We start from the raw sequence: 19,828 nt of genomic DNA on the forward strand, positions 1-19,828 counted from the left end.
CCAGTCATTCATGAGTTCTACACCTTGAAATGTAAAACCAAAAAGAAGAACGTTGCTATAGGTGCTGTAATGCACAAAGTGTGTAATATCATCTTTGCTATGCTTCGGGATAACAAACCCTATGAGATGATTACTCCTGAAGAACACAGAAAGCAGTTTGATCTACTCAACCGCACTACAAAAGCTGCCTAATATCTAATTTGTCATTTTCAATGTGCTATAAATGAATTAGCTTTATTAAGGTTACCCAAAATGCAGGTAATGACTAATTTCTAACATTTTCAATTTACTCCTTGACATTTCTTAGCTGGACTTTTTTCATAATGATAAAACGCTTTATCATTTTAACACATTAAAGGATTAAAGGAAACTATTTTATAACACAATCCTTTCAGATCAGCTTGCAAGGTCTCTTCTGTTATAATTCCAAAAAGCAAATACCACACAAAGTACAAGAACTACAGCAGCAGTTACCAGCGCCTTAGCCGGCGTTTCCGTCTCAGTAAAAATCTCTGCGGCATTACAATAAGAATACGGTCCCACAAAGAGGTAATCCTTAAGATCCGGCACAACTCTTCCCATCACATCATAGCTGTAGCAAAGAAGCGCGATTCCAAGCCCAAGGCCTATCCTGTTCTTCCCTGCAAGTGATGATAATCCAAAGCAAATTCCTGCAATCTCAGCATTCATGAGAAGCTGCGTCCCCATAAAGGTAAAGAACTGGTCCATAGGCATCTCCTCGCCGAGTATATTAAAACCAATGACATAAAAACCGGTGCATACAGCTGTGAAAATAATGATCATAATGGCAACGCAAAGCCCCTTCGCAGCTATTATCCTTGACCTTGAAAGAGGAAGTGAAAACAGGAACTCGCCACTATGTCCATCCTCTTCCTTTGATATGATGCTTATTGCTGTAATCGCTGCAAACATCCCGCTTCCAAGTCCGTGAACCGCACCGATCTCTGTTGAAAAATATCCCTTCAGGGTTGCAATACTTAAGGTACTCATTCCAAAGGCGTCCGAAAATGCCCCCATGTTGGAAAAGGCATCAGCCATTTCCTTCATATCTCCCTGCATTGAATCGTAAAGCAGTATGCAGAAAAGCCCGAGTATTCCAACCGAAAGGCTCCATATAAGCAGATTCTTAAAATTCTGAATCAATTCTCTTTTTAAAACCGTTCTCATGATTCTTCCTCCTCGTCCTCGTAAAAACTCAAAAATGTCTCATCATCAATATGCGGCGACTCAAGCATGGTTAGTCTCCCCTCCCGCATTATTGCTGCATGCCTGCAGTACTTATCTACCTCTGACAGCACATGGGTGGAAAGAAGACAGGTGGCTCCCTTATCAACGTACTCATTTATAAGTGAGAAAAAATGCTTCTGGATAAGAGGGTCAAGTCCGCTCGTTGGCTCATCGAATACGAAGAGCTTGGGCTTATGCTGCATGGCACAGGTGATGCTGACCTTTTTCCGATTTCCAAGTGAAAGCTGTTTAATTCTCTTTGTTGTATCGAGCTTTAATCTCTCGCAGATTTTTCCTGCTTCTTCCGAGTAATCACCGCCTCTAACATCAGCGGCATATTTTATAACATCGGACACCCTCATTGAATCGTAGAACCATGCTTCAGATGGCATGTAACCTACTTCCCGGAGGATCTTTTCATGATCACGGACGCTGTCCATTCCAAGTATATTTATGCTTCCGGACTGAAATTTAAGAAACCCGAGCATGGAACGTATCGTGGTGGATTTCCCCGCTCCGTTTGGTCCGATGAACCCGAAAATATCCCCTTCTTCCACGCTTAGTGAAACATCTATAACGCCCCTGCTTTTTCCGTAGCTCTTTGTAAGATTATTTATCTCTATTACTTTCTTACTCATAACGCACCCCTTCCTTTTTTACTGTTTTTCCTCTCTATAATTAACAAATATCAGAAATAAAAAACGGGAACAATATCTGTTCCCGTAAGGTGCACAATTTCGCCGCTATCATTCACTTTTTTTATGTCTGGTCTGGAATAATTTAAGATCTTCGTTGAGCTTTTTATCATCAATCCGGCGCTTTGATCTGTAGATCAGGAAGACACAGAAGTAAGTGAAAAGGATGTATGCCGCAAAGATTAAGGTGACAATGATGTTCCTGTCAAACCAGTTTCCAAACCAGGAAACCACTGAGTAGAGCGCCGTACATATGATCATTCCGGCCACTTCTTTTACCCCCATACTATCGGCCTCATCGAAGTTCCAGAGCACGTACACCTGAATGTAACCTATGATGTAGCAGGTAAAGATGAGCACGGTCATATGCAGAATACTTGCATCAAAGATGCCGTTCAGCATCCTGTAGCAGCAATAGTAAAAGAGAATCGCAAAAAAATACAGGCAGGCCTTGAACTCTATTCCGATTTCCTTTGTAAGATACAGTTCCCAGAGGGTGATTTTTTTTTCGTCCTTCATACTACCGTTCTCCCTTCAATAGTCTCCTGAAATCCGATGCATAACGCCTTGAAATAATAATGTGCTCGCCACCCTCCATAGTTGCATCAATGCGGTTTGAGGACAGACTCTTTAGCGCCGTAACTCTGTTGACATTCAGAACCATAGACTTGCTGCATCTGAAAAAACTCCCATCGTCCAGGTCTGTCATAAATGAGTTTAATGAACCATCGATTTTCAGGACCTTGTCCCCGGAATAGGCAAATAATTTGTCATCGACAGATTCAAGGTATAAGAGCTCTTCGATGTTAATACATTCCGTTCCGGTCTCGGTTTTGCCCCACAGTCTGCTGCCGGTACCTTCAAGAATCCCTATTATTTTGTTGAGATCAGGAGTAAGCTCTTTGTATCTTATAACGATACTTTCCTCGCCCTCGCTGATTTTTTGGATGTCTGTTTTCATGTCACCGCTTGTCCATATCAATAAATTCCAGAATAATCACCGCAAGAGCTGCATATATTATTGTCCAGATTATCATCCATATCCAGCACTTAACGACTACCCCTCTGTCAAAATTAAAGTCAGGATTCTGATTCAACGAACCTGATTCCTTAAGAATTGCATCGCGCTGATCGTTTTCCTCAATCATCTTGAAGGCTTCCAAAAGAGGCTTTTCTCCCTCTACCTCGTAGTCCTTCATTTTCAGAGCGTTATTCCATACAGAAACCATCGGGAGGGAGTTGTAATTTCCCTGCGCACATAGGGCTGTAAGCCCCCACTTTGTAACAGTGATATTGGTAAAGGGCATAGCCTGCTCCGGAAGATTAAAAAAGCTGCCTGAAAACAAGAGCTGTACAATCAGCATAAATGGCATTATCGTCATGGCAGTTGTCGTAGTTCTTGCAAAGGATGATATAAGAAGTGCCAGCATATCGGCAGCATAGGTTATAAGAAAAAGTGTTATTCCTATATCAACAAGAGGCCACGCTGTGAAGAGGCTCTCTGAAGGCATCTTAACTTTCATAAAGATGCATACGTTTATGGTTATTACAACCTGCGCAAGACATAACAGTGCCTGATAGATCATGTGCGCCGCCACATAGGAACTGATGTGCATTCCCGATCTATGTTCTCTTTTTACAATTGCCCGCTCTCTGCATATCATCTGGATTGAGTTGAAAAAGCCGTTCCATACACATATACATGCGAGGGCGAACGTGCCCATAAGAGTACCTTCCATGGTAACAAAGATATTCTTTCCCACCGCAAAGGAAACAAGTCCTGCTATAACCGCTGACATCGGAAGCACCTTCCAGTCGTTCTGGAAAAGAAACATTCTGAAAAGCTTTCCAAGATAAATAAAGGTCTGTATAAAACGTCCGGTGTGTCTTAATCTCACTTTTCTCATACCATCACCCCACATTTTCCTTTACTCTGTCAGCATACTTTTCAACAAACTCATCTGCTTTTCCTTCTCCGCCTTCATCCTTCTGGTTTATGGTAAGAAGGATATCCTCCATGGAATCCTTACCGAAAAATTCATAAGCTTCATTTACAGGTCCGTACCAGGCAAGGCGGCCTGTCCTCGTCTGATCCTTTGCAAGAACTATTACATCATCAAAAAGGTCTATTACTCTGTCGGGAGTATGAGTAATTACTACCACAATTTTCCCCTCGTCGGCAATCTGCCGAAGTTTCTCAAAAAGATTCCTCGCCACAACACCGTCAAGCCCCGAATCCGGCTCATCAAGAATAAACAGCGTGGGATCGGATATAAACTCCATTGCAATGGAAAGTCTCTTGCGCTGTCCGCCGGAGAGCTTCTCGACAAGATTGTTCTTAACCGAGGCAAGGCCAAACTGTTCAAGAACCTCTTCCACTCTCTTCATCCTGTCCTGAAACGATATATTTGAAGGTAATCTCAGCGTTGCTGCATCACTAAGAGTCATAAGAACCGTATCATTCCCCCTCATCAAATCCTGCTGCGGAACAAAGCCGATATCATACTTCATACTTGTATAGTCTTTATAAACATCCTCAGAATCAAGCTTTATTTCAGCATCGGCCTGCTCATAACCGGTAACTGCATTCAGGTAAGTTGTTTTTCCTGCTCCGGAACCGCCAAGAAGAAGTACCATATGTCCCTTGGGAATAGTCATATGGATATCTTTTAAAAGGACTTTTCTCTTGAAGAAATCGATTACCGATCTGTTCCTGATATTAACCGTAAGTCCCTCATCAGCTACTGTAATATCTTCGCCAAACTCCTTTGCTCCTTCAATATCCTTAAGATCCTGTACTTTTCGAGTCGGTACAAGTTTTTTCGAAAAACCCCAATAAAGAACAGTAAACCATTCCAAAAATATGAATAGCCATATCCATCTTTTTCTTCTGCCAAAGACATCAATAAGTCCCAGATATATCTTTATCTCAAAAATAACCTGAGCTACCACAATCCCGACGAAGGGTATTGCGAGTAGTGCCAGGAGCATGTCATGTCCATTTAATAAAGCAATAGCTATTCCAATCACATATATCAGGCATGACAGAATAGTATATGTTCTGCCCTCTTTCTCTTTATCTGCGCACAGGCTTAAATGATATTCTCTGAGCACAGGGATAAACGCCCAGCGCTTTTGCACTCCGCACTTCTCGAATATTTTCATATATCCGATGCTGACTAATATGAAAGAGACTCCATCTCTGACACAATTCAATACTGTATTCATAGTATCTATATTTATATTCATATAGAGCACGCTCCTTTTCATACTTATATATATCAAATATACCATAAAGCGTTTATATTATTACCACTATACGTTCTGAATTTTATATAAATTTTTTTCCGTTCTCAATTTCATTAAAAACGCCTGGCAGCAGACATTTTACTGCTGTCAGGCATATATAAGAGAAAAGATATGGAAAAGCTTATTTAATCCAGAGTGCTGTAAAAGCTGTCAATATTCTCCTCAGGGAGCTTTACCGGCTCCCAGCCGTAATCCTTATACTGGGTAATCTCAAGGTTATTGGCTGCTACATAATTGGCAATGATCTGTGCTCTTGTCTTCTCTTTAGCCTCTGTATCTTCATTCATTTTTGTGAACTCATCATAGTGCTTATCAAATATCTTCTTTGCTGTAGGTGTATAATCGGATCCATCTCCGACCATCTCAAACTCTGTAACCTCATAGCCTTCATCTGTGCTCTTGATGTGAATACATCCGGGGAAAGATCCGCCGGATACCATCTCCAACGTATCTCCATTCAGTTCATAGTTGTAATACCAGAAATCACCCCATACCTTTATGTCATTCTTGTCGCTCTCATCCTCAGCCACAATGTTCAGGCAAGGAATTCCGACATCCGCTTTTTCAAAATGCTGACCGCACTCATCGATGATGTACTGATAAAGGACTGAATAAAAAAGTTCAGGTCCCGGATACTCGTATGCCGGAAGTACTGATGCCTTTGCCATATCAGCTTCGGGATCTTCCGTATTCTCATCCATAGTCTCTACAGAAGCCTGCGCTGTAGCTGCTTCTGCCACCTCTTCCTCATCTATTGTTTCAATGTTTTCAGTATTCTCTTCCACGTCATTATCTTGTGTAAAAGGATTCTCTGTGCTTCCGCAGCCTGCAACCAAAACCATTGAACATATTAAAGCTATCGCTGTTTTCTTCATCATTACTTTTTTCCTCCTGGATCTGTTGAATGAACGGAAATGTGTTTTACTGATTACACATTACCAAAATAATTATCACACAACTTGCACACTGCCGGTTATAAACATTTTCATAAAAATCTTAAAAGAATCTTCAGAATTTAATTGAACAAAAATGACCAATTTAATGGTATATTTATATCTGTGTATTTAAAACACATATTTATTTGAGGGGACAATAAAATGGGGGTATTTATTTACGGACATGGATGAAGAAGTTAAAAAGGGGTATTTTTCTGTACTACGGCTGGGATTTCTAATAGCAGCTGTAATTTTCGTTGCACTTACAGGTGTTCTGTTTTTTATTTCAAGCAGATATCAAAAATATGAAACAGTTCAGGCTTATATCACAGATGTAAGCTCCAGATACAGAACTACCGATAAGGGGCTCTGCACTGAATATACTTATATGGTTCATTGGTTCTATGATGGGAAATGGCATGTTTCCAAAGAATTATCAGAAGAAATTGAGCCTGATATCAATCTTTCCCAAGTCAAGGTGAATCCTGCAACTCAGAAAATAATGATGAAGGATACCGGGGCGTTTTTAGTAGGCGCTATCGCAGCATTGATTGTTGCTATATTATGTCTTATCGCTTTTATATCACTCACTGTAATCACAAAAACACGTGAAAAAGAGTTCACCGGCGAAAACGGACTCCTTGGCGAGAAAGCAGCATTAACTGAATAAGTATTAAAAAAATGTTAAAAATGGCAGTTTTAATCAACTGCCATTTTTTTACGTTGTATAATTAAAAGTAGTGTGCAATTTTGTTATTGTACTTATGCATCCTTTCGACGCGGAGGATTATGCTATGACGATGGTACCGATAGAGGTTCAGATTAAACCTTTTATTTTTTTAATACTGTTCATAAGCTTTTTGTCATTAAACATTATATATTCCAAGACCAATGAAAACCTTGGTAACAAAAGAGAGATACATGCGTTTAAGGGCATGCTTGTGTCTTTTATGGTCTATATTTTGGAAGATTTAAGGCTTCTTTTCGGGGATAGCTTTTACTCTGCATTGCCAAGGCCTGTTGTGCTTTTTATTATGTCTACGGGTTTTACCTCCATGTCTTTTGCATGCTTTTTCTGGTTCCTTCATGTACGCGCCAATCTGAACAGGCCATCAAATTTCACAAAAATATGCTCTCTGAACTTTTGGTCTGTTCTGATACACATTCCTTTATTTCTGGTTCTTATACTGCTTTATACTCCCCTGCACGTATTTGTCTATGAGCTTTCAGGAAACGGCCCTGTCTTCAAACCCATGCTTTCTTTTATATTGTTGATGGATTATGTCTATCTGATTGCTGCTACCGGCATCTCCATTCACAATAGAAGGCTTGCCAAAACCAGGCATGAGAAAAAGAAATATAACAGCCAGATTATTTTCATACTGTTTTTTACCATCAATGGCATTCTGATAGCATTCTTACTGAATCTCCCTGCCATAGAATTATGTGTTATTCCGGTCGTTTTGAAACTTTTTGTAGAATTACAGGATTCGCAGATTTATACAGATGCTCTTACCAAGCTGTATAATCGCAGGCGTATGGCTGATTTCATAAATGAAGAACTCGCCACCTGCAGTGCGGATGATCCGCTAACCATTATCATGGTTGATCTGGATTATTTTAAGAGTATTAACGATATTCTTGGACACGACGAAGGAGACAAGGCTCTGGTTGCCATATCCAAAGCCATGCGCAAAATCCTCCTGCCAAGAAATGCCGTTGCTGCAAGATGGGGTGGAGATGAATTTGTCATCGCAGGGAAAGATGCAGAGCTTGCTTCCGAATTCAGGAATCTACTCTCAAATGCCCTTGAAGATGATAAAACTCTAAGCTACACCCCAATATTCAGCACAGGTACTTATATATGTACTTCCCCTGCCACACCCTTCGAGCAGGCTCTGTCCAATGCGGATTCTGCCCTGTACAAGGACAAGGAAGAACGTCATAAGGCCTCCGGCGACTTTATAACGAGACTGAATGAAATTAAAAAAGGATCATGAATCAAAGAACTGACGTCCATCGTCAGTAACAGCTCTATCTGACTGAGGATACTCAAAGATTGCCTGATTATCCGCATTCTTCTCAAGATAGTCAGCAAACTTTTCAGCATGCAGCTTGGCAAGCCAGAGATTGTGCATAAGGTAATTGCCGCAGTTTTCCTCATTGGTTCCCGGAACACTGTCAAAATCCGCACAAGATTTAAACGCTCTGAGAAGAAGGTCGTGTATCTCCTTAGGCGCACGACCACCCTTTAAAATGAGATAAAATCCTGTGAGGCAACCCATCGGTCCCCAGTAGATTACTTCATTTTTCCAATCAGGGTCGTTTCGAAGATATGTTGCAATAAGATGCTCAAGTGTGTGCATTGCAGCTACATCTACAAAAGGCTCCCTATTAGGTCTTGTAACCCTTATATCATATGTTGTAATAACATTTCCACCGATCTCATCCTGTCTGCTGATGAAAATACCGGGGACTATTTTTGTGTGATCAACTGAAAAACTCGGTATTAAATCCATTTTGTTCCTCCAAAATAATAAAAAATCGTTACGATTGAATTATATGAAATTATGGTATCGGTTACAACATATTAGTTGCCTTTTATCATTTTTCGAATAAGCATCTTTATTCGATATACTTATATCTTTTCATGAACTGACCTGAAATCAGGCAAAGTGATGCTCCAAATACTCCAAGTATAAACATCATAAGTGCTGCTCCCGAGCCTTTTCCTGCTCCGAAAAGAGTTGTCAGGAAAGGGTTGCTGCCGTTAAATGCCATAAACGGTTCGCAGATACTGTCCACGAAGAATCCTCCAAGGAATAATCCAATGGGAATAGTAAAAAACTGAAGCGTATTTCTGCACGCATACACTCTTCCCTGAAGTTCCACAGGAATGTTGTTACGCATGATGACATTCTGATTTGCCGCCATAAGAGGAACAAACACCCAGCCGATAAATTGAGCGACACACCAAATAATCGGATTTCTTGTAAACGCCAAAACGAAGTTTTCTATTCCAAGAGAAAAGAGCATTGTAAGATAGATAACTCTTACTCTGTCCTTAGGTTTTGGAAGTACTGTAGGCAAAAAGCTTCCTATTACCATTGCTATTCCGGAGCATGCCGTCACAATTCCAAGGGCATTATTCCCGGCCCGTGGAATCACAAGTGCAGGCAGTACCGCATCAAAGGCTGATGCTGTAAGATTCACTCCCGACATAAAAAGGATTACACAGAGTATAAGCGGATTATGCTTCAGGAAGGATAATCCCTCTTTTGCGAGTACAAGTACGTTACCATCATTCTTACCGTTTCCTGAAATCTCAGGCAGTTTAATGAAGAATAAAAGTGCTGCAAACGCAATCGCAAATGTCAAAAGGTCAACAGCTATAACCAGGTCAAGGCCTGCGAGTCCATAAAGAGCTGCAGCAATCAGCGGATTCCCGATAGAGATAAGGGATCTGGATAACTGCTGTAGTCCACTGGTTTTCTGATACTCGTCCTTAGGTATAACCAATGTATATGCCACTTCCGAGGCAGGCTGCTGAACTGTATTCATAAGTCCTGACACCATGTTTATGGCATACAGATGCCACATAGTCAGAAGATCTGTCTTATAGAGCACGAATACCAGTACCGTAGTCATGGCTGCCATCAAATCGCATACAAGCATCGTCTTCTTTTTATCAAACTTATCTGTGAGCGCCCCTGCAAAAATGCTCATGATAACGTAAGGCGCATAGGTACAGATGGTAAGCGTTGCCGTACTCAAAGCAGACCCTGTTTTTTCATAGAGCCATAAGGTCAGCGCAAAACTTGTTATAGCACTTCCAAGCTGTGACAGACTCTGTGTACTCCAAAGTATATAAAAATCACGTAATTTATTTATTCTGTTTTTCATTGTATTTAGCTCCTTTTTCTTAATCTTACTTTAGTGAAAAAGGAGCACCTGCACCGCAGATGACCATAGCATGCCTCCTTTAGATTAAATATATTTTCTATAATATCAAATGATATCAAAAATGAGGGTGAGGTGGTTTTTTGCTATCAGTTCTCTGCACTGGCATCAAACATCTCCAGAGCCTTCTTCATGTTTTCTTCGAACTGCTCTGCGGGAATAATCGCCATTCCCACCTCATCGGTGAGAACGATAAGTCTCTGTCCGCCGCTAAGTCCAAACATATCCCTTACGCCTTTTGGAATAACTATCTGACCTCCGTCACTAATAGTCACAGTTCCCCATATATTCTTACCCTTGGGCGGCGGAGGAATCATTCCGATTCCGTCTTCGCTACCGGTTTTTAAAAGATTATCAACTGTTGTCTCATAGACCTCCGCAAGGAGAGCACATTTCTCCACATCAGGAATTGTCAATCCCTTTTCCCACTTGGCATAGGCCTGCCTGGAAATCCCAATTTTTTCTGCAATCTCCTCCTGCGAATAGCCATGAATTCTTCTAAGCATAATGAGATTATCTTTTAGCATAAATTTCCCCTCTTAAATATCTACACGTTCAAAATCCCTACAAGCCTTATGATACGCCAGAATAGTGATTATCACAAATCACACTGATTAGAGTCTGTTCTACACTTATTTTATATATCTAAATAAATGTCAATGCCCTTTATGCTTCTCTATCTTTTTTAGCTGCTTTAATTCAAATTGCCTTTGTTTTTCCTCTTCTATTTGCTGCCTGCTTTTGATTTTTCGCGCAATCTTCATTTCCTCCCGCTGTAGTTGCAACGCTTGCTGTGATTTAGTACCAATTCCGGTGCATCTCATTTGCTTCGCAGCATCTCTCTGCCTGCGCTTTGGATTATCTTTTATCTCTTTAATTGTTGCATCTACTGCAGGGCTGAACTCAAGATCATAGTAGTGTCGTAGCACAAACTCCCATATATCATAATCCTTTGGTTCAGCACCAAATGTAACTTTACAAACAGATAGTTTTCCCTCATAAAAGCGTTCAAAAACCCCCACCCAGAAAGGATCATCGAAGTATACTGTGAGATTCACACTGGTTCTACTCATCCTCTGTGACAGAGCTTCTTACTTTCATTTTTCATAGCTATATTTCTCATCCTCTCTACAAAGTCGAAGTACATTTCTCTTACCGGTCTATCTGAATTTATCCTATCATTTCCATAAAAAAGCAGGCCCAAATACACTTATTTGAGCCTGTTCTGCACTTATATTTTTATATTCCGATTTTATTTCCTAACCAAGCTTACTATAATCTTCTTCGCTTACCGGCTCCTGCCATTCAGCAGAAGTCTCTTCGCCCGGCACTTCGATCGCAAGCTTCAGCTGTATCTTCATCTGTGCTTTGCTCGTTTGCAACTGAATTATCCTGTTTTGCACCATCTTCTACACGGTTATCTGCGATTCCACATGCGCTAAGACTTATTACCATAAGCGCTGTAAGAAACAGACTTAAGATTCCCACTTTTTTCTTCATATCATTATGCCTTTTCAAAATCAGGTTTCCATCCTGCAAACTGGACCAGCTGCTCATCTGTCCTGTGATAATATCTCTCATTCTTATCAAGTTTAGCGATCTTTCTCATCTCTTCGTCTGTCAGCTTAAAATCGAGAATGTTGAGATTATCCTTAATATGATCCACATTCTTGCTTCCGGGGATCACCACAAATCCCATCTGTGTATGCCAGCGGAGAATGATCTGCGCAGGAGTTTTTCCGTACTTCTTTCCAAGTTCGGCAAAAACCGGCTCATTTATCAGGCTCTTATCGCCGTGTCCTAACGGATACCAGCTCATAAGCTTGATCCCATACTTATCAAGAGTCTTTCGCAGTTCCTTCTGGGTAAAATAAGGATGCGCCTCCACCTGGACAAACTGCGGTGCGATTTCCCACTTCGTCTCAAGTTCTTCGATATACTTTCCTTCAAAGTTAGAGATACCGATGCTCTTTGCCTTGCCTTCCTTATAAGCCTTCTCAAGCAGTCTGTATCCTGCGAGCCAGTTGCCGGCCGGCTGATGGATATAAAGAAGATCTACGTAGTCTACCCCAAGGCGTTCCAGAGTCTCATCCACAGCATTTGGATTTTCATATTCACTGGGCCAGAGTTTGGTGGAAAGAAAGATCTCATCTCTCTTTACTCCGCTATCCTTCATGCCTCTTCCAACGGCCCGCTCGTTTACATATGCATTGGCAGTATCAATTAGACGATATCCCATCTTAAGTGCTTCTCTTACACTGTTCTCTGCATCGACAGGCGAAAGCATAAAGGTTCCGATCCCGACTGCGGGACATTCCAGTTTATTATTAAGTGTTACATATTCCATTGCATAATCCTCCATTCATTAATATGTTGACGCTTTTGAACTCGTCAGTTTCCATGTTCCGTTTTGTTTTCTCAAAGTAAAGGATCCTTTTAATCTCCAGCTTCCCTTTCCACCGCCATAAACTGCTGCGATCACTCTGCTGCATCCGATCATCCTTGCAGTATCACCATCTATCATGACCTCAATGCTGTCATGGTCTGCCGAATAGTAGTTGAAGGTGCCGTTTAAAAGTCCTTTTTCAAATTCTGCTCTCGTTTGCCTTACACCTGTCATATGGCAAAGAAAATAGTCTTCTGATTGGATTGAATGAAGCCCTTCTGCATCCTTATCTATCATGTATTTCCAATAGAGCCTGTATAATTCTCTGATCTGTTCTTCCTCATTCATCATCTCATTCCCTCTGCTCAGATGGATCCTGCATCCTTCTTCTTAAACCAGTCCGTTTGCTGCAAACCATTTTTTTACGGCATCTTTGGAATCTGCGGCTTTTGAACCCGTGATCGCAAGACCACTCTTTACTGTTGCCCCTTTAGCACATTTCTTTATATCACTCTCACTGGAACCCATACCGCTTCCCTCATTTGTGCAAAGCGGAAGGATGATCTTTCCTGTAAAGTCATATCTCTCAAGGAAAGTTGCGACTGCCATCGGGAAGGTCCCCCAGTAGTTCGGGTAGCCAAGTACTATGGTGTCATACTCATCAATACTATCAAGATAATTTGTAAGCTCAGGTCGTGCATTGTTCTGCTTGTCTTTCTTTGCTTCATCGATGCAGGACATGTATACCGGTGAATATGGATCCTTCATCTCGATCTTGAATGTATCCGCGTCGATCAGCTCTTTCATAAGACCTGCAACGATCTCTGTATTTCCGACCTTTACGTATCTCATTGCTCCGCCGAAATAGTTTTCATCCGCTCTTGAAAAGAATGCAATCAATGTTTTTGCCATCTTAATCTCCTCCGTTTATCTACAGGTGTTTACATTTATTTTTGTTTCTATGACTTGATTATCACGCAAAACACTTGAATAATCCAATTCAAATATCCTATAATTGATTTAATTTTTAAATAGCTGACTTTCAAGGAGATTTATCGATGACAACCAAACAGATAGATTACTGCATAGAACTGGCTCATACCCTTAACTTCAGCCGGGCGGCTGAGAACACATTTGTAAGTCAGCCAACCTTTTCTTATCAGCTAAAGCTTTTGGAGGATGAGGTAGGCTTTAAGATATTTGAAAGAAACGGCAAAGGAGCCACACTCACTCCGGCCGGGGCGCAGTTCGTAACCTATCTTTCCGGTATGCGTGAGGATATGAAACGCGCCATCGAACAGGGACAGAATTTCAGTGCCAGATACAGGGACAACATAACTGTTTCCATGATGGTCAGACAAGCCATATACTTTCTGCCCGAAGCTATCCGCATATTTGAAAAGGAGCAACCCGGTGTCCAGGTTACTCCTCTGTTTCAGTACGATAACGGTGTGGAAAGCTTTTTAAAGGATGAGTCCGACATCCTCTTTGCACTTATAGAACAGACTAAACATATCCCGGGAATCAACATCCACAAACTCTTTGATTCTGGTATCTACCTTATTACCGATAAAAACGATCCTCTGGCTAAAAAGAACATCATCACGGATGAAGACATCTACGGACGCACCCTCATGGTAGGCGGCGGCTCTCCAAACGCTTTACGATCCGTCCAGCAAAAACTAATCTTCTCCGGGAAGATCGAGTATTTTAACAGTCCCGATCACGACTCTACTCTTGTAAATGTCGCATCCGGCAAAGGTATCTGCCTTGCTCCCGGATTCTTAAACGACCATAGCGGACAATTTGCGTGGATCCCTTATGACTGCAGGGAATATTTTCACTGCGTCCTATGCACCCACAAGGCGGATAGTCGTGAGAGCCTTGCCTCATTTATCAAGACGCTTCAAAAGCTGTACAAAGATGCAGTGGCTTTTCCGCTTTAACTTCCAATATAATCGATGATGCATCTGTGGCAATACCTTTGTTCCAACTTGAATCATCAAACACGCAATAACTCAGCATAGCATTAGGCATATCAGTTTTATCTATGCAGTAACACCAAATATCCCCTACATATTTACCGTCTGCCAGAATAGTTTTCCCATAGCTGGTTGCGGTTGGAAGTAACGTTTTATGATATTCCGCTATTGCCTCCTCTACAGTAGTGGCTTTCTGTGGAAGCGTATTCTTAATTGCGGGCTTCTGGGCCTGTTCAAAGTATATACGTACTGTCTCTTCTGTGCGATCTCCCAAAACAATATTGTTCATACAATAATTACTCCTGTTGAATACTTACCAAAGCCTGTACTATTTCATCTATCTAAACAACTCTTCTCCAGTGATAACTGATTGTAATTCGCTTGAATACTCATTTTCTACAATACCGTAATTTGTAATTAAAGTCGGATGAATAGCATGTTTAGTCTTACTATCAACCATATAATCAGATATCTTACGCCTCATATCTTTATCAAATGCAGCATCAACTCGAAAGTCTGCTTTTGAATACTTTGCTTCACATACATTCGTAATCTGATCATCTCTTACAATAAGCAGATCTATCTGTGATCCCTGTAGTCCCTTCTTTTTATCAGCCTCACATTTCCATGCATTTACTTCTGTGTGCACTCCAGATATTCCCAATGCAGCCTTGATCTGAGGCACATGCTCCAGGCACACACGCTCAAAAGCCACTCCACTCCATGCATTTATGCTTGGACTATTGTTTTGAACCTGCCAATAATGATCATCAAATGTATTATTTTTTAAAAATCTAAGGTAAAAAAGTGTGTAGTTATCTATCAATTGATATATCGCGTTTCGCTCTTTATATCCAGCAGGTATGTATTTTCTTATAAATCCACAGTCTTCAAGTTCCTGTAATTTTTTTGAGAATTCACCTGAACTGGCAATTTCTGTCTTCTCACATATCTCTGCTCTGCTAATCCCTTTGTTTTCAACGCTCAGTGCTTCTATTATCTTGATATACTGATCTGGCTTTTTAAATAGTGCTCTGTAAAGATTATTATATTCTTTTCGAAGTGGCGCATCTTCTGCAAAGAAAAGGTCATCAATATTTTGTGGAAGACTTCGACCTTTCTTAAGAAGGCTCCAATAATAAGGAACACCACCCATAATCATGTAACACTGTATAATCTGATGCCTGTTTAGCAGTATTTTCTTAGCCTGGAGATATTCCTCACATTCTTTTAGTGTAAAAGGTTTCAGGTGTATTTGCCCTGTTAGTCGATTGTGAAATCCGCCTTTATCATTCACTATTTTTTCCATAATCCAGTAAGTGGCGGATGCACAGATAATCAAAATCACATCTTTTTCTTTTCTAGCTGTGGCCCAACCGTTCCAAAAATGCTCAAGCTCAGTCACAAGGCCGCTGTCTTTGGTGTCCATCCATGAAAGTTCATCAATAAATATAACTTTCTTTTTCTCTTTTGACTTTTTGATTACTTCTTTAAGCCCATTAAATGCTTCCGCCCATGAAGTGAGCCTTTCACTGCAATCATATCCCGCTTCCGATAATGACTCTCTAAACTTATCTAACTGTTCCTGCTTCTGTGTTTCGGCTCTTTTTTTCTCATCATTACCAACTCCGGTGTGTTGGAAGGTAAACTCGTACCCAAAGCTTTCTCGAATCAGATATGTTTTTCCGATTCTTCTTCTTCCATAAACTGCTATAAACTGAGGCTCTTCCTCATTTTTTAATGATTTTAGTTGCTTGAGTTCTGCTTTTCTTCCTATCATACGATTCCGCCTTTTCTTCCACAACTCATCTTAAAAACGAGTTGTGGAAATTTTATCTGGTATAATTGTATCACTTTTGAAAGTTTCTTGTCCACATTATTTCCATAACTATTTTGTATTGATAGTTGTGGAAATTTAATCCTCAAAGTGATAGCCATAACCCGAGCAACATTCGCATTTACAGGCTAATGTCTGCAGTAGGTATCACGTTATGCTTTGTTATCTTTGTCTTTCCCCAGACTGCTTTACTGAAATCTTCTTTTGATGCATCATAGATTTCGCCATCCTTGTTGTCAGCAAATCTTATTGGCCCGTCATTAGTCCATTCGAAGTTTTCACCTGAGCAGATGACCTTTTTGCTGCCATCAGAAAAATACACCTCTATCTGAACCAGGAGTCTGGTCTCATTTCCATAAAAGTTCTTTATTCCCCAGGCTCCCACAGACCCTCTGTACCATCCGTCTGCCAGCATAAAGAAAAGGTCATTGTTCCCCGCTTTTACCTAGTCGGTGATATCTACTGTCTGATACTGAACTCTTTTTCTGTAATCTGTGTGTCCCGGAGCAAGGCAGAAGCTTCCAATCTTTTTTCCGTTCAGCTTTCCTTCGTAAAGACCGCAGGCAGACATGTAGGTTCTTGCCTTAATAACCTCTTTATCCGCTCCAACCGTAAAGCTTGTTCTGAAGCAGTCTACAGGGTATCTCATTTTTCTTTTTACAGAGTAGTTACCTGTTATCCATGAAGCCTTCCAGTCGCTTTCATCTATAAGCCCCAGCTCAAAAGTAGCTTCATCGCTTGCTTCTCCCTTATTGCCATTTTCATCCCAAAGCTCAACGCTCCAGGTTACTCTCTGTCTGCTCTTTAAGGCTTTTCCGCCCCAGGGGATAAGATGCATCTTGGAGGAAGCGGTTTTCCCCGAGTCCCAGATGGCATTTCCATCATCATCTTTTGCTATGACCCTGTATGCTGTCTGCTTTTTGCCTCCTTCGCAGACCCAGCTGAGTCTTGGCCTTGTGTAATCTATTCCGATAGGATTTGTTAAGTACTCTGTCTTTAGTCTGATTGCTTTCATAGCTTACCTTCAATCTGCGTAAAATTCATCGATAGTTCTGATCAGCCTACTTGCGTTGATCTCAAGCTGTTTCCTTGAAAGTGTTCCATTCTTAAGTGCATTAAGGACTCTCTCATAGTCCTTTTTTGTTCCCGGCATGAACAGTTCTCCGCCTGCCTTTGCAACTTCATCTGAAAGAGCATTGCGGTATTTCGACTTAGAGCTGGTCATAATTGTCATTACCCAGTCTGTCATCACTATTCCCTTAAAGCCGAATTCACCCCTAAGAACATCCTCAATAAGTCCTCTGTGCTCGGAAGTATGTATGCCATTTAGCAAGTTGTAGCTGGTCATGACTGCCTTAGGCTGGGACTTCCTGATGCAGATATCAAAGCCCCGAAGGTATATCTCTCTCATAGCTCTTTCACTTACCTGAGAGTTATTGCAGTAGCGGTTAGTCTCTGCATTATTGGCAGCGTAATGCTTTATTGTAGTGCCGCATCCCTTGTGCTTTTGCACGCCTCTGGTGATAGCAGCTGCCACTTCACCCGACACAAGCGGATCTTCTGAATAGTATTCAAAGTTTCTTCCGCAGAGAATGCTTCTGTGGATATTAAGAGCAGGGGCAAGCCAGAGATGTACTCCAAACTTTTCCATCTCTTCTCCCACAATATCTCCAAGTGCTTCTGCCAGTTCTGTATTAAAGCTCTGAGCGATAGCTGTGCCGATAGGAATCATGGTTGCCGAATGCTCTTTGATCACAGCATTCCTTGGAATCTTCTTTCCGCCAACGATCAGTTTAGCTATAAAAGCTGTTACGGGTCCCATCATCTCAAGCATGCTCTCCGGCATCATACCTTTATTTCCAGCATCATACTGATTTTCGCCCTCTTCGTAATACTTTAGTGAAATCCTGATTCCCGCAGGGCCATCAGCCATGATAAGAGGTCTGATACCTTTATTTACAAGCTGTGAAGTTGTTTCTCCCGCAGCGCCTGCAAGATGTGTCGCGGCATTACCGATAATGCTGAGCCCTTTTGCATTGGGATCAAAGTTTCCGATCTGCATGTAAGAAAGCTCTTCATCAGTCAGGTTCTTTATCCTGGAATCTGCTGAAACCTCGTTGTCAAAAAAGACTTCTCTTTTCTCAAAGTCATCTGCAGTAAGTGTGAAGGTTACAATACCTTCAGGAATTGGCAAAGGCTCTGAATGCTCAGACTTTATGTCTGTAAAGTCAGGTTTTCCGAGACAGTTTCTGGTCTTTAAAGTTGTAACTGTTTCTTCCAAAATAGCAACTGCAGCAATTATTGTATCCACCGAGCTGTTGCCTACACGAATTACATATCTGCCCTTCTCAAGAACATAACTTTCAGATTCCTCGTCATAGGAAACAAAATCTGAAAGCCTGAAAGACATCTCCAACCTGCACTCTGCGTTTCTTTCTAGAAGAGGCGTCTTGGCATAGCAAACCAACTGCTGGTATGGCTGATCCAGCTTATCTTCAGGGACTGAGAGATATACCTGCACAACCTCTTTTCCTGAACAGCTTCCTGTATTCTTAACAAGCACCTCGCAAGTTAAGGTATCCTTATTAGCCTTTACATCTGATACCTTAGTCTCAAATGTTGTATAAGACAGTCCAAATCCAAAGGGGAACAGAGCTGTCTTCTTAAAGGTATCAAAGTAGCGATAACCTACATAAATACCCTCTTTGTAGCGGTTATCGTTCCAGTCGCCAAAGGTTCCTTCCGCTGAATATTCTTTAATCTCCGCCCAGGTGGTTGAGAGCTTCCCTGAAGGATTCTGTTTCCCCAGAAGAATATCCGCAAGTACTGCCCCGCAATCAGTTCCAAGCTGGGATAAAAGAAGAATATCTTTTACCTCCATCACAGGTGAAAGATCTACTACACCTCCGACATTTAAAACAAGCATAAATCTATCGTATATTTTATTGAGAAGAAGAATGTCACGGATTTCAGACTTTGACAGCTTTACATCGCCCTCTAAAACCTCTCGGTCACTTCCCTCTCCGGAATTTCTGCTGACAACATATATGGCTGTATCGCACACCTTAGTGATTTTAAGATTGTGGTCAGGCTCTTTCATGGTCTTTCCCATGGAATACATGATTGCATTCTCATGCTTTGCCTTTGCCTGCGCCTTAAGATCCTTAATAAACTGCTTTTTGGCTTTCCTTCTTACCTCATCATAGGCATCAAGCCAGCTCTTTGAAGCGATAATGAATCCTGCCCGTTCAAGTCCCTGCTCTATTGAGAAAGTTTCTTTTGAATTAACCTCTCCCGAACCTGTACCGCCCTTTATCGTATAGCGAAGTCCGGCTCCGTAAGCAGCAATCTTACCGGGTTTATCTAAAGGGAACTGTCCACTCTTTTTAAGAAGAACTGTGCACTCTGCTGCATTGCTAAGAACAAATGATAATTTGTCTGTATCTTTCCTCTCCATATTGGTCTCCTTGTAAATA

General features: G+C 41.2%; 21 protein-coding genes and 2 pseudogenes. 4 read left to right on the plus strand and 19 right to left on the minus strand.

Annotated features, from left to right (window positions below; genetic code table 11):
- Positions 1-192 (plus strand): annotated as a pseudogene (locus BLR42_RS17005) (IS110 family transposase); the annotation flags it as partial.
- Positions 193-396: 204 nt separating this feature from the next.
- On the opposite strand, the gene BLR42_RS17010 reads toward BLR42_RS17005, so the two are convergent.
- The 7 genes from BLR42_RS17010 to BLR42_RS17040 form a co-directional block, all read right to left on the minus strand.
- Positions 397-1,188 carry an ABC transporter permease subunit gene (locus tag BLR42_RS17010; protein WP_022762573.1) on the minus strand — a complete coding sequence of 264 codons (792 nt, stop codon included), beginning with the start codon at positions 1,186-1,188 and terminating at the stop codon, positions 397-399.
- Positions 1,185-1,886, minus strand: a complete 702-nt coding sequence (locus BLR42_RS17015; RefSeq protein WP_026498895.1) for an ABC transporter ATP-binding protein — start codon at positions 1,884-1,886, stop codon at positions 1,185-1,187. The genes BLR42_RS17010 and BLR42_RS17015 overlap by 4 nt, the downstream gene beginning before the upstream one ends.
- A 108-nt stretch (positions 1,887-1,994) precedes the next feature.
- Positions 1,995-2,462 carry a DUF3021 family protein gene (locus tag BLR42_RS17020; protein ID WP_091871655.1) on the minus strand — a complete coding sequence of 156 codons (468 nt, stop codon included), beginning with the start codon at positions 2,460-2,462 and terminating at the stop codon, positions 1,995-1,997.
- Position 2,463: 1 nt separating this feature from the next.
- The gene (locus BLR42_RS17025; protein WP_091825322.1) at positions 2,464-2,904 is read right to left on the minus strand and encodes a LytTR family DNA-binding domain-containing protein; all 441 of its coding nucleotides are present in this window, start codon (positions 2,902-2,904) and stop codon (positions 2,464-2,466) included.
- A 1-nt stretch (position 2,905) separates the two neighbouring features.
- A complete protein-coding gene (locus BLR42_RS17030) occupies positions 2,906-3,850 on the minus strand; it encodes an ABC transporter permease (RefSeq protein ID WP_091871757.1) in 945 nt (314 codons plus the stop codon).
- Between the two features lie 4 nt (positions 3,851-3,854).
- Positions 3,855-5,192 carry an ABC transporter ATP-binding protein gene (locus BLR42_RS17035; protein WP_242879401.1) on the minus strand — a complete coding sequence of 446 codons (1,338 nt, stop codon included), beginning with the start codon at positions 5,190-5,192 and terminating at the stop codon, positions 3,855-3,857.
- A 185-nt stretch (positions 5,193-5,377) separates the two neighbouring features.
- Positions 5,378-6,130 carry a hypothetical protein gene (locus BLR42_RS17040; RefSeq protein WP_091871657.1) on the minus strand — a complete coding sequence of 251 codons (753 nt, stop codon included), beginning with the start codon at positions 6,128-6,130 and terminating at the stop codon, positions 5,378-5,380.
- Between the two features lie 241 nt (positions 6,131-6,371).
- On the opposite strand from BLR42_RS17040, the gene BLR42_RS17045 reads away from it, so the two are divergent.
- The gene (locus tag BLR42_RS17045; protein WP_026498889.1) at positions 6,372-6,857 is read left to right on the plus strand and encodes a hypothetical protein; all 486 of its coding nucleotides are present in this window, start codon (positions 6,372-6,374) and stop codon (positions 6,855-6,857) included.
- 124 nt (positions 6,858-6,981) lie between these two features.
- Positions 6,982-8,187 carry a GGDEF domain-containing protein gene (locus tag BLR42_RS17050; protein WP_170832847.1) on the plus strand — a complete coding sequence of 402 codons (1,206 nt, stop codon included), beginning with the start codon at positions 6,982-6,984 and terminating at the stop codon, positions 8,185-8,187.
- Here BLR42_RS17050 and BLR42_RS17055 read toward each other — a convergent pair.
- The 8 genes from BLR42_RS17055 to BLR42_RS17090 all read right to left on the minus strand — a co-directional run bounded on the left by BLR42_RS17055 (position 8,182) and on the right by BLR42_RS17090 (position 13,445).
- The gene (locus tag BLR42_RS17055) at positions 8,182-8,706 is read right to left on the minus strand and encodes an S-ribosylhomocysteine lyase (protein WP_026498888.1); all 525 of its coding nucleotides are present in this window, start codon (positions 8,704-8,706) and stop codon (positions 8,182-8,184) included. The genes BLR42_RS17050 and BLR42_RS17055 overlap by 6 nt on opposite strands.
- Positions 8,707-8,812: 106 nt before the next feature.
- On the minus strand, positions 8,813-10,090 hold the full coding sequence (locus tag BLR42_RS17060; protein WP_091871659.1) for an MFS transporter: 1,278 nt from the start codon (positions 10,088-10,090) through the stop codon (positions 8,813-8,815).
- A gap of 146 nt (positions 10,091-10,236) precedes the next feature.
- Positions 10,237-10,674, minus strand: coding sequence for a helix-turn-helix domain-containing protein (locus BLR42_RS17065; protein WP_091871660.1), 438 nt, complete (start codon positions 10,672-10,674; stop codon positions 10,237-10,239).
- Between the two features lie 129 nt (positions 10,675-10,803).
- Positions 10,804-11,220 (minus strand): YjdF family protein, encoded by a 417-nt coding sequence (locus BLR42_RS17070; protein ID WP_022762561.1) that lies wholly within the window; start codon positions 11,218-11,220, stop codon positions 10,804-10,806.
- 232 nt (positions 11,221-11,452) lie between these two features.
- Positions 11,453-11,647, minus strand: coding sequence for a hypothetical protein (locus BLR42_RS17075; RefSeq protein ID WP_139165195.1), 195 nt, complete (start codon positions 11,645-11,647; stop codon positions 11,453-11,455).
- Between the two features lie 4 nt (positions 11,648-11,651).
- Complete coding sequence (locus tag BLR42_RS17080; protein WP_091871666.1) at positions 11,652-12,494, minus strand: aldo/keto reductase; 843 nt, start codon at positions 12,492-12,494, stop codon at positions 11,652-11,654.
- Between the two features lie 18 nt (positions 12,495-12,512).
- A complete protein-coding gene (locus tag BLR42_RS17085) occupies positions 12,513-12,884 on the minus strand; it encodes a nuclear transport factor 2 family protein (protein ID WP_091871668.1) in 372 nt (123 codons plus the stop codon).
- A 39-nt stretch (positions 12,885-12,923) separates the two neighbouring features.
- Positions 12,924-13,445: a flavodoxin gene (locus BLR42_RS17090; protein WP_091871671.1), complete on the minus strand. Its 522-nt coding sequence runs from the start codon at positions 13,443-13,445 to the stop codon at positions 12,924-12,926.
- A gap of 146 nt (positions 13,446-13,591) precedes the next feature.
- Here BLR42_RS17090 and BLR42_RS17095 point away from each other — a divergent pair, with 146 nt between their 5' ends.
- Positions 13,592-14,479 (plus strand): LysR family transcriptional regulator, encoded by an 888-nt coding sequence (locus BLR42_RS17095; protein WP_091871673.1) that lies wholly within the window; start codon positions 13,592-13,594, stop codon positions 14,477-14,479.
- Here BLR42_RS17095 and BLR42_RS17100 read toward each other — a convergent pair.
- The 4 genes and pseudogenes from BLR42_RS17100 to BLR42_RS17120 all read right to left on the minus strand — a co-directional run bounded on the left by BLR42_RS17100 (position 14,430) and on the right by BLR42_RS17120 (position 19,809).
- Positions 14,430-14,804, minus strand: coding sequence for a GNAT family N-acetyltransferase (locus tag BLR42_RS17100; RefSeq protein WP_091871676.1), 375 nt, complete (start codon positions 14,802-14,804; stop codon positions 14,430-14,432). The two genes, BLR42_RS17095 and BLR42_RS17100, sit on opposite strands and share 50 nt — an antisense overlap.
- Positions 14,805-14,852: 48 nt before the next feature.
- Positions 14,853-16,295, minus strand: a complete 1,443-nt coding sequence (locus tag BLR42_RS17105) for an AAA family ATPase (protein ID WP_091871684.1) — start codon at positions 16,293-16,295, stop codon at positions 14,853-14,855.
- 178 nt (positions 16,296-16,473) lie between these two features.
- Positions 16,474-17,367 (minus strand): annotated as a pseudogene (locus tag BLR42_RS23990) (alpha-L-rhamnosidase N-terminal domain-containing protein).
- A gap of 9 nt (positions 17,368-17,376) precedes the next feature.
- Positions 17,377-19,809: a glycoside hydrolase family 3 protein gene (locus BLR42_RS17120; protein WP_091871687.1), complete on the minus strand. Its 2,433-nt coding sequence runs from the start codon at positions 19,807-19,809 to the stop codon at positions 17,377-17,379.
- Positions 19,810-19,828 lie beyond the last annotated feature (19 nt).

Source organism: Butyrivibrio sp. INlla16 (genome assembly GCF_900104155.1).
Classification (GTDB): Bacteria; Bacillota; Clostridia; order Lachnospirales; family Lachnospiraceae; genus Butyrivibrio.